Source organism: Streptomyces sp. NPDC058335 (assembly GCF_042723915.1).
Classification (GTDB): domain Bacteria; phylum Actinomycetota; class Actinomycetes; order Streptomycetales; family Streptomycetaceae; genus Streptomyces.
Window position 1 is genome coordinate 19,501 of record NZ_JBHXHX010000003.1, and the last position, 14,151, is coordinate 33,651.

General features: G+C 67.2%; 15 protein-coding genes and 1 pseudogene. 11 read left to right on the top strand and 5 right to left on the bottom strand.

Going from position 1 to position 14,151, the window contains the following annotated elements:
• The first annotated feature begins 21 nt into the window (after positions 1-21).
• Positions 22-1,815, top strand: coding sequence for a glycoside hydrolase family 35 protein (locus ACFWJX_RS05905; protein WP_383237467.1), 1,794 nt, complete (start codon positions 22-24; stop codon positions 1,813-1,815).
• A gap of 247 nt (positions 1,816-2,062) precedes the next feature.
• A complete protein-coding gene (locus tag ACFWJX_RS05910) occupies positions 2,063-3,136 on the top strand; it encodes a LacI family DNA-binding transcriptional regulator (RefSeq protein WP_383237470.1) in 1,074 nt (357 codons plus the stop codon).
• A 14-nt stretch (positions 3,137-3,150) separates the two neighbouring features.
• Here ACFWJX_RS05910 and ACFWJX_RS05915 read toward each other — a convergent pair whose 3' ends face one another.
• Positions 3,151-4,416, bottom strand: a complete 1,266-nt coding sequence (locus tag ACFWJX_RS05915; RefSeq protein ID WP_383237473.1) for an MFS transporter — start codon at positions 4,414-4,416, stop codon at positions 3,151-3,153.
• A 284-nt stretch (positions 4,417-4,700) separates the two neighbouring features.
• On the opposite strand from ACFWJX_RS05915, the gene ACFWJX_RS05920 reads away from it, so the two are divergent.
• The 3 genes from ACFWJX_RS05920 to ACFWJX_RS05930 all read left to right on the top strand — a co-directional run bounded on the left by ACFWJX_RS05920 (position 4,701) and on the right by ACFWJX_RS05930 (position 6,587).
• Positions 4,701-5,243, top strand: a complete 543-nt coding sequence (locus ACFWJX_RS05920) for a hypothetical protein (protein ID WP_383237476.1) — start codon at positions 4,701-4,703, stop codon at positions 5,241-5,243.
• A gap of 414 nt (positions 5,244-5,657) precedes the next feature.
• Positions 5,658-5,894, top strand: coding sequence for a hypothetical protein (locus tag ACFWJX_RS05925; protein WP_383237479.1), 237 nt, complete (start codon positions 5,658-5,660; stop codon positions 5,892-5,894).
• A gap of 33 nt (positions 5,895-5,927) precedes the next feature.
• Positions 5,928-6,587 (top strand): phosphotransferase family protein, encoded by a 660-nt coding sequence (locus ACFWJX_RS05930; protein ID WP_383237481.1) that lies wholly within the window; start codon positions 5,928-5,930, stop codon positions 6,585-6,587.
• Here ACFWJX_RS05930 and ACFWJX_RS05935 read toward each other — a convergent pair.
• Both ACFWJX_RS05935 and ACFWJX_RS05940 read right to left on the bottom strand, forming a co-directional pair.
• On the bottom strand, positions 6,584-6,847 hold the full coding sequence (locus tag ACFWJX_RS05935; protein ID WP_383237484.1) for a hypothetical protein: 264 nt from the start codon (positions 6,845-6,847) through the stop codon (positions 6,584-6,586). The genes ACFWJX_RS05930 and ACFWJX_RS05935 overlap by 4 nt on opposite strands.
• 574 nt (positions 6,848-7,421) lie before the next feature.
• Positions 7,422-8,009 carry a hypothetical protein gene (locus ACFWJX_RS05940; RefSeq protein WP_383237486.1) on the bottom strand — a complete coding sequence of 196 codons (588 nt, stop codon included), beginning with the start codon at positions 8,007-8,009 and terminating at the stop codon, positions 7,422-7,424.
• A gap of 238 nt (positions 8,010-8,247) precedes the next feature.
• Here ACFWJX_RS05940 and ACFWJX_RS05945 point away from each other — a divergent pair, with 238 nt between their 5' ends.
• Both ACFWJX_RS05945 and ACFWJX_RS05950 read left to right on the top strand, forming a co-directional pair.
• The gene (locus ACFWJX_RS05945; protein WP_383237489.1) at positions 8,248-8,448 is read left to right on the top strand and encodes a hypothetical protein; all 201 of its coding nucleotides are present in this window, start codon (positions 8,248-8,250) and stop codon (positions 8,446-8,448) included.
• Complete coding sequence (locus tag ACFWJX_RS05950) at positions 8,448-9,218, top strand: integrase (protein WP_383237492.1); 771 nt, start codon at positions 8,448-8,450, stop codon at positions 9,216-9,218. Before ACFWJX_RS05945 ends, ACFWJX_RS05950 begins: the two co-directional genes overlap by 1 nt.
• 84 nt (positions 9,219-9,302) lie before the next feature.
• On the opposite strand, the gene ACFWJX_RS05955 is transcribed toward ACFWJX_RS05950, so the two are convergent.
• Positions 9,303-9,590 carry a DUF4190 domain-containing protein gene (locus tag ACFWJX_RS05955; protein WP_073492655.1) on the bottom strand — a complete coding sequence of 96 codons (288 nt, stop codon included), beginning with the start codon at positions 9,588-9,590 and terminating at the stop codon, positions 9,303-9,305.
• Positions 9,591-9,772: 182 nt separating this feature from the next.
• On the opposite strand from ACFWJX_RS05955, the pseudogene ACFWJX_RS05960 reads away from it, so the two are divergent.
• The 4 genes and pseudogenes from ACFWJX_RS05960 to ACFWJX_RS05975 all read left to right on the top strand — a co-directional run.
• Positions 9,773-9,952, top strand: a pseudogene (locus ACFWJX_RS05960) (hypothetical protein); the annotation flags it as partial.
• A gap of 5 nt (positions 9,953-9,957) precedes the next feature.
• Complete coding sequence (locus tag ACFWJX_RS05965; RefSeq protein ID WP_383237495.1) at positions 9,958-11,193, top strand: FtsK/SpoIIIE domain-containing protein; 1,236 nt, start codon at positions 9,958-9,960, stop codon at positions 11,191-11,193.
• A gap of 980 nt (positions 11,194-12,173) precedes the next feature.
• Positions 12,174-12,566, top strand: coding sequence for a hypothetical protein (locus ACFWJX_RS05970; protein WP_383237498.1), 393 nt, complete (start codon positions 12,174-12,176; stop codon positions 12,564-12,566).
• Positions 12,560-13,159, top strand: a complete 600-nt coding sequence (locus ACFWJX_RS05975; protein WP_383237501.1) for a hypothetical protein — start codon at positions 12,560-12,562, stop codon at positions 13,157-13,159. Before ACFWJX_RS05970 ends, ACFWJX_RS05975 begins: the two co-directional genes overlap by 7 nt.
• Positions 13,160-13,607: 448 nt before the next feature.
• Here the strand turns inward: ACFWJX_RS05975 and ACFWJX_RS05980 are convergent, their stop codons facing one another.
• Positions 13,608-14,123, bottom strand: coding sequence for a hypothetical protein (locus tag ACFWJX_RS05980; RefSeq protein ID WP_383237504.1), 516 nt, complete (start codon positions 14,121-14,123; stop codon positions 13,608-13,610).
• Between the last annotated feature and the right edge of the window lie 28 nt (positions 14,124-14,151).

A 14,151-nucleotide genomic window follows, 5' to 3' on the forward strand; every position in this document is an offset into this window, starting at 1 on the left:
ATCCCCTCGAAGGGACCCCGCATGTCCGCCCTGACCACCACCCCCGACGGCTTCCTCCTCAACGGCGCCCCCCTGAGGATCATCTCCGGCGCCCTCCACTACTTCCGGGTCCACCCCGACCACTGGCCCGACCGCCTCCACAAGGCCCGCCTGATGGGCCTGAACACGGTGGAGACGTACATCCCCTGGAACCTCCACCAGCCCGAACCAGGCACCCTCGTCCTGGACGGCCTCCTCGACCTCCCCCGCTTCCTGCGCCTAGCCGCCGCAGAGGGCCTGCACGTCCTGCTCCGCCCAGGCCCGTACATCTGCGCGGAGTGGGACGGCGGCGGCCTGCCCCACTGGCTCACCGCGGACCCCGACATCCGCCTCCGCAGCAGCGACCCCCGCTTCACGGACGCCGTGGACCGCTACCTCGACCTCCTCCTCCCCCCACTCCTCCCGCACATGGCCGCGTCCGGCGGCCCGGTCATCGCCGTACAGGTGGAGAACGAGTACGGCGCCTACGGCGACGACACGGCGTACCTCAAGCACCTGGAAGCCGCCCTGCGCACCCGCGGTGTGGAGGAACTCCTCTTCACCTGCGACCAGGCCGATCCCGAACACCTCGCCAAGGGCAGCCTCCCCGGCGTCCTCGCGACGGGCACGTTCGGCGGCCGCATCGACCGCTCGCTGGAGCGCCTGCGCGAGCACCAGCCCCAAGGCCCGCTGATGTGCGCGGAGTTCTGGATCGGCTGGTTCGACCACTGGGGCGGCCCGCACCACGGCAGGGACGCGGAGGACGCCGCCGCCGACCTGGACCGCCTGCTCTCGGCGGGCGCCTCCGTCAACATCTACATGTTCCACGGCGGCACCAACTTCGGCTTCACCAACGGCGCCAACCATCACCACACGTACGCCCCCACCGTCACCTCGTACGACTACGACGCCCCCCTCACCGAGCACGGTGACCCCGGCCCGAAGTACCACGCCTTCCGCGAGGTCATCGCCCGCCACGCCCCGGTCCCCGACGAACCGATCCCGTCCCCGGCACGCAAACTCATCCCCACCACAGTCGAGTTGACGCACCGCACGCCACTCCTGCCCCTGGCTACCACCAAGGCCATCCCCGCCCCCACGGACCCGCTCTCCGCAGACACCCTCGGCCACCGGGCCGGATACGTCCTGTACCGCACCACGCTCCCCACCGAGGGCCTGGGCCTCCTCCACTTCACCGGCGGAGTGGGCGACCGCGCCCAGATCTTCGTGGACGGCGCCCCCGTCGGCGTACTGGAACGAGAGCGCCACGACGAAACCCTGGCCGTCCGGGTGCCGCGCCCCGGCGCCGAGCTCCACGTCCTGGTGGAGAACATGGGGCGGGTCAACTACGGCCCCCGCATCGGCACGCCCAAGGGCCTCCTGGGACCGGTCACCTACGACGGCACACCCCTGCGCGCCTGGGACTGCCAGCCCCTCCCGCTGGACGCCCCACCCCCGCTGCCTTTCGAACAGACCGCCGCCTCCACACCCGCCTCCACAACGGCATCCACATCCGCCTCCGGCTCCGCCGAACCGGCCTTCCACCACGGCACGTTCGAGGTGAGGACCCCGGCGGACACGTTCCTCTCGCTGCCCGGCTGGACCAAGGGCCAGGCGTGGATCAACGGCTTCCACCTCGGCCGCTACTGGAACCGAGGCCCGCAGCGGACCCTGTACGTCCCGGCCCCCGTCCTGCGCCCCGGCACCAACGACCTGATCCTCCTGGAACTCCAGGCCACCACCGCGACGCGAGCCCACCTCACCGACACACCGGACCTCGGCCCGGCGGCCCACTGACGCACCGGACCCGCTCCCGCCTCTCCCCACCCCCACCCTCGCCCCACAGCCCTCACCCCCCGCACCACAGCCCTCCACCACGGACCGGCCTATCCTGTGGACCCGGCGGGAGCGGCACCGGATTCACCACCACCGTCACCACCGTCACCACCGTCTCCACCACCACCGTCTCCACCACCCCCACCACGGTCGGGGTCCCCCCGGACCCCCCGACCACCCGGCCGAAGGACAGAAGAGGGCACCCAAGATGACCCCAAGCGCCGCCGACGGCCCGGCGACCAAGGGAGGCCGCAGCCGCCGCAACTTCGCGGGCGCGCGCCCCGTGATGGCCGACGTGGCGCAACTGGCCGGCGTCTCCAAGCAGACGGTCTCGCGGGTGCTGAACGACCACCCGGCGGTACGCCCGGAGACCCGCGAGGCGGTCCTCGCGGCCATGCGCACGCTCGGCTACCGCCCCAGCCGCAGCGCCCGCTCGCTGGCCAGCGGCCGGACCAGGATGCTCGGGGTGATCTCGTTCGACGCGGCGCGCTACGGCCCGGCCTCCACCCTGACCGCGATCAACACGGCGGCGCAGGAGGCCGGTTACCTGGTCAGCTCGATCGCCCTGGACATCGCCGACCGCGACACGGTGGTCCGGGCTGCGGACCGTCTGTCGGCGGAGGGCGCGGACGGTGTGATCGCGATCGCCCCGCAGCTGCGGGTGGCGAAGGCGCTGGCGGAGGCCCACCTGGAAACCCCGCTGGTGGTCCTGGACAACGACCTCGGCGACGGCACCCCGGTGGTCACCTCGGACGCCCGCACCGGCGCCCGTACGGCCACGGAGCACCTCCTGTCCCTCGGCCACGCCACGGTCTGGCATGTGGCGGGCCCGAGGGGCTGGGCGTCGGCGGACCGCAGGTCGGACAGCTGGCGGGCCACTTTGAAGACGGCCGGCATCCCGGTCCCGGCCCCCCTCCTGGGCGACTGGAGCGCCGACTCCGGCTACGACCTCGGCCGCGAGCTGGCACGAAACCCGGAGATCACGGCGGTTTTCGTGTCCAACGACCAGATGGCCCTGGGCGTCCTGCGCGCCCTGCACGAGGCGGGCCGCCGGGTCCCGGACGACGTCAGCGTGGTCGGCTACGACGACATCCCGGAGGCGGCCCACTTCCTCCCCCCGCTGACCACGATCCGGACGGACTTCACGGACATCGGCACCCGAGCCCTCCACGTCCTCCTGGACCGAATCGACGCCCCCACGACCCCCCCGCCGCCCCTGACGGTCGTACCCGTGGACCTGAGGATCCGCGACAGCACGTCGCCACCCGCACGGAACCGCTGACCTGACGGCAGCGGTCACCACCGACTCCCCGCTCCCGTCTCCCCGCCCGCACCCTCCCCCTCCACGGCGGTCAGCTCCGGCCGCCGCTGCCGTACGGGCGTGAAGGCGGCGAGGCCGACCACGGCGAGGAAGACGACGGCGACCCCGGTCAGCGGCCCCCGCGTGCCCAGCCGGCCGACCAGGGCCGTCAGCAGGGCGGCGCCGAGGGGAGCCAGGCTCCCGTGGATGGTCCAGAAGGCGGAGGTCACCCGGCCGAGCAGATGGTCCGGCGTGACCTGCTGCCGCAGGGACATGGAGAGGACGCCCGCGAGCGCCATGCCGAAGGAGTACAGGCAGATCGTCACGGCCGCCACGGACACCCGCCCGGTACCGCCGAGCACGAGCAACGAGACCGAGGACAGGCTCATGGCGGCGAACCAACAGGGCCCGAAGCCCCAGGAGTTGCGCAACCCAGCGGTGGCGGCAGCGGCCAAGAAGGTTCCGATCCCGGCCAGCGCGAGGACGTATCCGACGGTGCGTTCGTCCTGCCCCAGCCCGTGGCGCAGCTGGTAGATGAACACGTCGGTCATGCCCAGGCTGAGAAAGGTGGTGAGGGTCAGCAGCAGGGTCAGCGCCCGCAGCACGGGCGTACGCCACAGGAACGCGGCCCCGACCCGGAACCCGGACCGCAGATCCTGCCCCGCTGCGGCCGGCGGCCGGGCGGCGGGCCGAAGCCGGACGAAGGCCAGCCCGACCAGCGAGATTCCGAAGCTGCTCGCGTTGATCGCGACTGCGGCGGTCGGCCCGAAGAACCCGGACACCACACCGGCCAAGGCCGGACCCGCGATGTAGGCGATGGCGTTGGTCGCCTCCAGCCGCCCGTTCGCCGCGACGATCTGATCCTTGTCGACAAGATTCGCCACAGCGGTGACGTAGGTGATCTGGAAGAGCATCTCGAACACCGAGGCCACCGCCATGACCACGTACAACACCCACACCTGAGGGCTGACCGCCCAGCAAACCGGAACGAGGCCGTACACCACCAGCCGGACGGCGTCGCACAACATCATCAACCGCCGCCGGTCGAACCGATCGACCCACCCCCCACCCACCAGCCCGGTAAGCAACGAGGCACCACCCGCCACAGCCGTCAGCAACCCCATCTGCGCCGCGGACCCGGTCGTATGCAGCACCAACAACGGAAGCGCCACCAACGAAAACGCGTTCCCGACCTCGGACAAGGCCTGAACAGCCCAGAACACAGAAAAATCCCGATTGCCCCGCAACGAACGCCCACCCATACGAGGCCCTTCCGACGCGAACCCGAGGCACACAGACCAGGCCAGCCCCTCCGTGACAGCGAAACGGCCCAGCCGCGCACCACACGGAGACCATCACGCCCAACGCTAGGCCCCGACTCCCCACTGACCGCAGCGAGTTGCCGACCGACCACGCCCACTCGGAGCCGCCACCGGCGACGTGGCCGGCCATTCCTCGGGGAGCGACGTGCCTGCCATCTGGACCGAAGACCCCGGATACGACACCGTGTCCACTACTGAAGCGCCAGGCATAGGGGGAATTGGCGTTGTGGGAGCAGTTGCCAGCTCTGCTGGGTGTTGTGGTGGGAGCAGCGAGTTCCTACGTAGCGACGAACATCGCGGAGCGGAACCGTTGGCGACGAGGCAGAGCCGAGCGGTGGGACGAAAAGAGACTGGACGCGTATGCGTCCTACGCCAACACCTTTAAACAGCAGCTGAGCGTTGCGCAGCGCATGGGTGCTGCACGAGGGTTTCCGCACGCAGTGGACCCGCTGGATCCCGAACTGGGCATGACGCAGCTCGCGGAGAACGAAGTGCGGCGTGCAGCCGAGTGGGAATCCGTGCTGCTGATCGGAGACGCGGAAACGATCGGGGCGGCTCGTAAGTGGCACGAAGCGGTCTGGAACGTTGAGCTGTACGCACGCGGCATGAAGGACGATCACGCGGGCTGGACCAGAGCCGTGCAGCAGGTGAGCCGAGCGCGTGACGCCTTCTATGCCCTGGCGCGACGTGACCTGGACATTGCGGGGCCGCCTCCTCCGTCGGGCAACTGGCCCCGTGCCTGGCAGCAGGAGGACGAGCCGAACTGAGTGAGGATGGTCGACGCGCTCTGAGGTCCGTGGTGGACCTCCGACATGCAGGTGCAAGCGTCGGCGCCAGGACGCTGGTGAGAGGCCGACCTGCGAATCCCTGCCCCGCGGCCAGTCCACAGAGTCCACAACACCCGACCGACAGCCACTCCGAGCGGCCCCCGCCCGCACATACGCGAAGACCCCACCCTCAGCGTTTCCGCTGATGACGGGGTCTTTGGGTACCTAATCCAAGGTGCCCCCGGCAGGATTCGAACCTGCGCACACGGCTCCGGAGGCCAGGTGAGAGCGAAGGCTGCCGGGGCTCTGACCTGCGGGGGAGCGGTGCCGAAGGTGGGACCCAGCCAAGATCATCACGCCCCTATTACGTGGGTGCCCTGTCCGGGCCTGGGGCCGCGCCGTATCGTCGAAGGCATGATCTCGGGCACCGGCGGCGAAGCGCACGACGGCGGCACGGAGTTCACGGCGGAGGGCGTGGAAGCCGTCATGCGTGAGGCGTGCGAGGCGGCCGGCCTCGACTCCACCGGGGCGGAACTGCTGCGACTGGGCTCCAACGCGGTGTACCGGCTGGCTTCCTTACCGATCATCGTCCGCATCGCACCTGATCCTGCGGTCCTGACGGAGATGGAACGCGCCGTGGGTGTCGCCTGATGGCTGGGGACGATCGACTTCCCGGCCACACGAGTGCCGACCGCCATCACACAACCCGGCCTCGTCCGCGGCCTGGTGGTGACCTTCTGGGAGAGCGTCCAGGAGCGGGAAGAGTACGCGACGGTCGGCGAGCTGGCCGACCTGCTCCGTCGCCTGCATTGGCAAGAAGAACCCGAGTCGCTGGGATTGCCCTACTTCGATCCCCTGGCCAAGCTGTCGGCCTCGCTGGACGGCTTGCACGCTGTCTCTCCGGAGGACCGGTCCTTCCTTGAGGAACGAGCGGCCAAGCTCGCCAAGGAGTACGACCGGCTGGACTTGGTGTTGCCCTTCGGCCTGATCCACGGTGACGCCGACATCGGGAACATCCTCCGCCACCGCGATGGTCATGCGGTCCTCATCGACCTCGACGGATTCGCCCTCGCCCCGCGCGAGCGGGACCTGATCCTGACCGCGCTCTACTACGACCGGTACGGCTGGCACACCAAGGCGGAGTACGCGGAGTTCGTCCACCGGTACGGCTTCGACCTCATGAACTGGCCCGGATACGAGCCCTTGGCCGACCTGCGGGAACTGATGATGGTGGCGTGGCTCGGTCACCAAGTCGACGTGAGTGAGCGCTCTGCGACCGAGTTCGCCCGGCGGGTCCGGTCTCTGCGCACAGGTGAGGGACGCGACCTATGGAGTCCGTTCTAGCGCTGCCCCGCCTCGACGGTCAGCGCATAGTCGACGCTGACCCGGAAACTGTCAGACCCACCGCGAATTTTCAGAACGTGTGGGCCCGTCTCCAGAGGCGGCAACTGGATCCACAATCCGCACCCAATGGTATGGAAACCACTGTCCCCACCGGTGGCACGACTGCCGGCGAAACGGCCGATCTGAATCGGCTCCCCGCGATAGGTATCCGCATCCAGGCGCTTGCCGTCGAGGGCGGCCGACCCGGTGGCACTCGCCATGAAGTCCGAGCATTCTTGAGAAGTGCCGTACCTGTTCACGAGGGGGAAGGCGACAGGCCGGCCGTAAGGAATGGTGCAGGTTCGTCGGACGGATTCCCCGTACGTGCCGGCAAGGAACCACACGTCGTCCGGTTGTGACCGAGCACATGAGCTTCCGTCCTGGTCCGCGACGGGATCGGATTCGTCAGGCCCGGCGGACACCCATGACCACCATCGACCCTGCAGCTCCGCGGATGAGAGGACGGGTGCCTCGCTGCTTCCCCTTCCGCACCCCACCGCGGCTGTCAACACCGCGACGGCAAGCACTATCCAGCCTGACCGCATTCTCATCCGCTCCCCCGTGTCACGCAGGCACCGCCGTTTCACGACGGCGCGACATCCAGCGGCACACTATCCGTGCTTCCTGGGCCGGGAGAAACAGTTTGATCGCGGATCAATCTGCCTGGCCGACAGCTAGTGCAGCACGGCCATACTGGTGGTCTACCAATCGGTAGCAAATCGCCAGGGGGAACCGCATACCTCGATCACGACGCGAGGCAGCCCGAGGGTCGGCGGCGCACGTTCAGCGTCATACCTAGACCGCAGAAGCGATCCACAGCCTGTGCTCACGTGCTTCTTCGGCAAGGTCACGTGTTGCGACACCGTGGCCAGAGGCGCTGAGGTTCCGGCGGAACTCGGCGAGGTAGCTGACGCACCGCGCTGACTTGTGCTGTTCGCCGAGATCCAGAGCATCGAGGGCTACGCGGCATGCCTCCTCGACGTCGCCCGCGCGCAAGTGGGCGTGGGCCAGGACCATCGTCGCGAAGAAGTCGCTTCGTACATGGCTGCCGCTCATGGCGTTCTCGGCGTGGGATACGGCCCGGCGGGCGCTGTTGACGTCACGGAAGCAGTGGGCGGCTTCCGCGGCAAGCTCGGCCTCGTCGAAGTAGCTGATCCATTCCGGCTCGTCGTCGCTGTTTCGACCTTCGAGCGCCTTGGTCGCCGCGCTGAGAGCCGCCTCGCAGGCGGCGACGTCTCCCGTGCGAGCAAGTGCACGTGCCTCCATCGCATGGGACTGAGCGCGCAGCGTCGGCGTGGCCACCGGGGAGATACGCATGAGCGCCGCACGGGCAAGAGTCGCGGCCTGGGCGTACCGCCCCAAGAAGGTCGCCTGATGGCTCATCGCTGACAGGACGCTGTCCGCGAGCCGGCGGTCGTTGGCGTCCTGGGCGAGGCGGAGGGGCCTGGAGGAAGTACCTCTGGGCGAGTCCGTGGTGGCAGGCGTCGTAGGACATCCAACCGGCAAGGAGCGTCGCTTCCGCCACGGTCGAAAACAGGGCCCGGCCTACCTGCTCGGTGTACCGGCCTTGCAGGAGTGGAGTCACATCGTTGTTGAGGTACTGGATGACGGAGTGGCGTGCGTGGTCACCGCCGAACTGATCGTCAAGCTGGGCGAACATGTCTGCTGCGGTCTTGATCGCTGCCACGTCGCCGAGACCGACTCGCACCCCGTCGACACGCGGCCGGGGAATGCCCGGCTCGGGGGCGACGCGACCAGCCACCGGAGTGACGCTTCGTTCCACGCCGGCTCGGACGCCTCCGCGGTGACTAGCGGGTCGTAGTGGTTGAGATCCGCGCGCCACAACTGGCTGACTGTCTGAATGGCGTCATCAGGGCTGGAGGGATAGGAGACGTCGAGGACAGGAGCGTCGTTTGCCTCTCCGTGGTCCAGGGGCTGCTGCTGAGCACCATCACCGCGCATCCCGCCCGGCCGCTGGCCGAATGCCTGGCCGACGCGATCGGCGTCGTCAGGTCGCTGCACGAGGACGTTTGCGACCTGGTCCATCGAGCCAGTCCGAGCAGTACGGTCGTCGCCGTCAGGGCCGGTGTGGATGTGCTGGAATACCTAGTCCTCGGTGATTCCTCGCTCCTCCTCGCAGGCAAGGACGCCGGGGCCACCGTCGTTAGCGACCGGCGCCTGGACGACGTCGGCAAGCGGCTGCGCGGACCGGTCGACGCGCTGCCCACCGGCTCGCCTCAGCATGCCGCCGCCCTGGCCGAGTACCGGGACGCGCTTACGGGGCTGCGTAACCGGCCGGGCGGCTTCTGGATCGCCGGACCCGATCCTCACGCGGCCGAACACGCTCTTACGGGAGCGGTCCCGCTGGGTTCCCTGTCCTTCGTGACGCTGCTGAGCGACGGTGCGACACGCCTCGTCGACCGCTTCGAACTCGCCACGTGGGAAGAGGCTTTGGCGTTCATTTCATCGACCGATGCCGATGAGCTGATCCGTCGAGTGCGTCAAGCCGAAGCCGACGACCTCGAAGGCCGGCGCTGGCCACGGGGAAAGGTTCATGACGACGCCACCGTCCTCCACTGGGTGCTGACGTAGCGCGTGCTCGTCTCGGTGGACATACGGGTGGGCACCCAACGCCCGGTCAGGTGCCCACCCGTAAGTTGCGCTTGACTGTGGCGGTCAGCCACCTACGTACCAGCTGAACCCGCCATTGCTGGCGGCGACGGCCAGGAGCACGAGCCACAGCACCACGTCGACGATGCCGAGGATGATTCCGGCCTTTGCCATGCCGGCCCCGTTCTTGACCGCTGCCTGGCGTCGGGCCACGGCGCCGAAGATGATGGCCAGGGGTCCCAGAACGATGTTCAAGATGAACAGGCCGATGATGCCGCAGGAAAGACTTGCGATCGCCAGACCGTTGGTGCGCGAGCTGGAGGACGCGGCAGAAGAGCTGCCATAACTCGACATTGCACACTCCCTGTTGTCGGTTGCACGGACCGAAGGGGCCTCGCACTCGTTGCATTTGGCTTGACTGTTCGAATGCCCCTCCCTGCTGTTCCCATGTCGACGGTCCCTCAGATCGACTGAACTCGAGCCGACTTCTCGTATACCCTCCTAGACAGTCAGGGTGCGTTGCTCCCCGCGCTGAGCTCAAGGTCACCGTCCCCGAGCAGGGCCTCGGTGAGGGCCTGATGATGGGTGCTCCGGTCGTCCTGTCCGGACTCTTCGCCCGGCCCTGGGAGAGGGAGTTCGGCGGCCGGATGCGCCACGGCATCGCCTACCGGGCGGACGCCGTCATGGTCAATGCACCGGCGCCGGTCAAGGGCTGACCGGCATGACTGACTCCGTGTGCGTGGTCGGGCTGCTGGTGCTGCGTCGTCATGTGCCGGCCGTGTTCTGGTGGCTCGTGGGGTATCCGTTCGTCGCGTTGCGGGTGCTCACCACGTACCGGGCCACGATGGACGCCTGCGGCCTGACGGTCCCGGCTTCGGCTGTCCGTCGGGCCACGGCCCGGATGATCGGCCGGGAGGCGGCGCCCGTACCGCCTCGCCGGTCGTTCCCGCGGCCGACCGGGTCCGGGCTCGTGATGCGGCTGCGCATGGCGACCGGGCAGGTGCCGGAAGACTTCATGGCCTCCGCAGACCGCCTGCGGCATGCCTGGGCCGCGCACGCCGTGCACATCCGCCCGACCAAGCCGGGCTGGCTCGAACTGCGGCTGATCGGCTGGGACGTCCTCGCGAACGTGCGGCGCCCTCGGCAGCAGAGCGGCGGCCTTCTCTCCCTGCCGCTGGCGCTGCGCGATGACGGGCGCTGGCACGTACGGCACTTCCGTGCCGTGCCGCACGGACTCATCCTCGGAGCCACGCAGTCCGGCAAGTCCGTCTACCTGCGCAACCTGCTGTGCGGTCTGGCCCGGCAACCGGTCGTCCTCGTCGGGATCGACTGCAAGTGGGGCGTCGAACTCGCGCCGTTCGCACCGCGGTTGTCGGCCCTCCCCGATACCCCGGACCGGGCGAACGAACTCCTCGATGCCCTGCTGGAAGAGATGGAGGCACGGTTCCGCCTGATCGGTCTGGCCTCCGTCGGTCCGGACACCGTCCTCACCTCGGACGTGTGGGGGCTGCCGGACAAGGTGCGGCCGGTGCCGGTCGTGGTCGTCGTCGACGAGGTCGCGGAACTCTTCCTCGCTGCAAGCCGTGACGACGAGAAGCGCCGCGACGCGATGGTCACCAAGCTCATCCGCATCGCCCAGCTCGGCCGCGCGGCCGGCATCTACCTGGAGGTGTGCGGGCAGCGCTTCGGCTCCGAACTCGGCAAAGCTGCCACCATGCTCCGGGCCCAGCTCACCGGCCGCGTCTGCCACCGTGTCAACGACGAATCGTCGGCGAAACATGGCGCTGGCAGCGTGGACCCCACCGAGGTTGCGGAGCGAGCGGGCAACAGCGTTGAGGTGCTCCTGAGCCGGTACGCGAAGTGCCTCGACGGCCGCCAAGACGTCGCCAATCGCCGGATCGCCGAACTCCTCGGCGAGGGCGACGGCCAGGAGGACGAGCCCGGCAACGGGCTCTGATCGCGACACACCTCCGACACCCGCACTGCGGCATGATGGCCCCTGGACCACGGTCCGGGGGCCTCGTCGTTTTGGCGGGGTTGACCTGCTGATTCCTGGGCGGCGGCCAGTCCACGCATAGTCCACAGCACCCGACATAGGCCGCTCCGAGCGGCACATGGCTGCACATACGCCAAGACCCCGTCCTCAGCGAAAGCGCTGGTGGCGGGGCCTTTGGGCACCTGATCCAAGGTGCCCCCGGCAGGATTCGAACCTGCGCACACGGCTCCGGAGGCCCCTTGCGTCCTGGGAAAAGCAGCAGGTCACGCCCCTGCGCGTGGCACATCAAGCGGGCCGAGTCCGCGGATAGGCCGCGGCTGGCTGAGCACCGCTTCAGGAGTTCGATCTACGCCCGCCCTTGGTGCCTTCGTCGGCCGGTCCGACAGTCGTCCAAGGCTGCTGTTGTATGCCGTCGTCCGGCCTCGTTGATGTCAGCGTTGGATGTCAACGGAACAGATGGGGAGCTGGACAGACTTCCAACGGTTCCTCTGGCCGATCCACCCACCGCCACCAGGTGTGCCGACCAGCGCAGCGCCATAGAGAGCGGCAGGTCCTCCGGCCGTCGTCGGTAATGCGGCGCACTTTAGCGGAGCGACCTCTTCGTCCCGAACTCTCGGCTGAGGGGTCATTGAGGCCGTGTGAGCTGTTCAGATGGCCGTTGAAGGGCGCTGGCGGCCAGCTCCGGCCGCGGTGGTTTCGGTACTTCCGTGCTGTACAGCAGAAGGTGTCGGGCCCGGTTGCAGAGCAGTAGGTTGTGGCCGGCGGGCGAGAGGCGATACGCCCAGCACACCGGGCAGCCCTCCCACGCCGACCGTTCTACACAGGACATGCGGCATGCGAGTGAACCACGCGAGGTCCGCCCACCGTGTGCTTGACTCCTAAAGCTCAGAGGTGATCTTTGAATTGGCAGGGCATCGCCAGATCAGATCGGGGATTGCAGGGTGGACAACGCCGCAGAAGAACTCGGACGATTGCGCGAAAAGCTTCAGAGTGCGTTTGAACTCTTCAGTGCCGATGATGTTAAATCAGCTTCTGAAACGCTGGAGAGCGTAGTACGTCATGCAGATGAGGTTATCGCTGCCCTTAGAGAAGCGGGTGCAACCGACGCAGTTACCCTTCCCTGGGACCTTGATAGGGCCTTTGCTTTGATCTCTCAGGCATCCCTGGAATTTAGTGAGGGAAATTCAAGAGGTGTGGCCTCCTCGCTGAGATCCGTTACTGAGGCTATCTCTCAAATCGATTTGGATGCAGTTGCGGATATGGCCTTCGGTCGCTGCGTACATAACCGGATTACGTCGGACGACAGTAGATGCCAAGCGTCTCCGCCATGCTGAACGATATTTCTCAGCGTTTACACGTTTCGTTAGGCTTCGACCTAATGGACGTGTGGCTGCTATTCGCGTTGGCCGCCGTCGTCGTTTGCCGACTTACGTGGCTGATCGCCTACTTTCGCAAAATGGGCAAGCGATCCTTTAAGGCCTTGCATGTTGAAGTGTTCCCCCGTGCCGGGGAGACGGCGGAGCAAAAAGCCAGACGTAACGAAGACTTCTTCGCGGTTACTGTCCGTCAGGAAAGCACGCTGCTGGTCGTCGGCTCTATTGTGCTAGCAACATGGGCAGTATTGTTTACGACGCTCAAATCAGCTCCAAGCAGCGATGTTTCTTCACTTAGCCGAAATCTTCTTCTCGCCAGCTCGGTCACTTTTATGATTGCGCGCACATTTTTCCGTTCGGCGGGAAGAGAAATGTCTTTTATTGGCACAGAGGGGGCCACAGCCATCGGCTACAGTGCGTTCGCCCTAGCGCTCGCTTCGATTCTTGCAGATCTATTCAATATCGGCGGCGCTATCTTGGCGTTGATCATTGCGACCTGCCTTGTGGTCCGTGAGCTTATGGAGGTCAGGGAACTGGTTCGCTCCTACCAGTAAGCCATTAAGGCGCTCTTGTGCCCCGCTTGTGCCCCACGTCGGCGATCCAAACCCGGTGGGTGACGAGTCACGTATGCCCGTGCCTTGTGCACGGTTTCTCTTGTCTTACCGTGCAACCGCGAGGTCCCGTTCAACTTCACTCCCTGCTCACGCGTGACTTGTGCCGAGCAACGACAAAGTGTGGGTGCCAATAAGTATGGTTCCCGCGCTTCCTGCGCGGCTTCTGCGCTCGTCGGGCGCATCATCGTGCTGGCTCAGGTGATGTGCCGCAGCAAGATTCAAACCTGCGCACACGGCCCCGGAGGCTCCTTGGGGTCTTGGCACCACAAGGGGCCACGGCCCTGCACATGACAGACCCGGCGGGACGCGTCCACAGATAGTCCACGCCTGGCTGAGCGCCGTGTCATGAGGCGCGCGCTGCCTGCCACTGGAGTTCCTGGCCTGTACCTCAGCTCTCCACCCCGCGGGCCGTTCGCCGCTTCCGGAACAGGCTTTCCCGTCGCTTGGCGAGCATGGAATACCACTTCGGGTCATAGTCGAGATCGTGGCGGGCGGCCTCCAAAAACGCCGCTTGGGTCCGGACGAACTCCTTGTTTGCTTTGCCGAAATCCTGCTTGTCCAAGGCCAGATCAGGGATGGCTTCTGCGACTGCCTCTGCCGCTTCGATCACGAAGGCCGGCGCGCACAGCCGCACTCCTTGAACAGCGCATGCGAGCTCGTTTCCAGACTGCGTAAGACGCGGTAGCAAGTCGAGCAGGAAGGGCTCGGCCGACTTTCCCCCATCGTTCTTTATTCCATGGAACCATGTCGCGTTCAGGCCCACTTGTGTTGTGGCATCGAGGAACCGACGGTATGACTGAGCGCGGTCTTCTGCACTTCCCGTCCTGACCACGCCCACGGGACGGTACCGGTTGACGACCGCACTGGTGACGTTGCCCGTAGCTCGAATGAGGGAGGAGCTCACTGTTGGATCCATGCCGTGGTCCTACCAC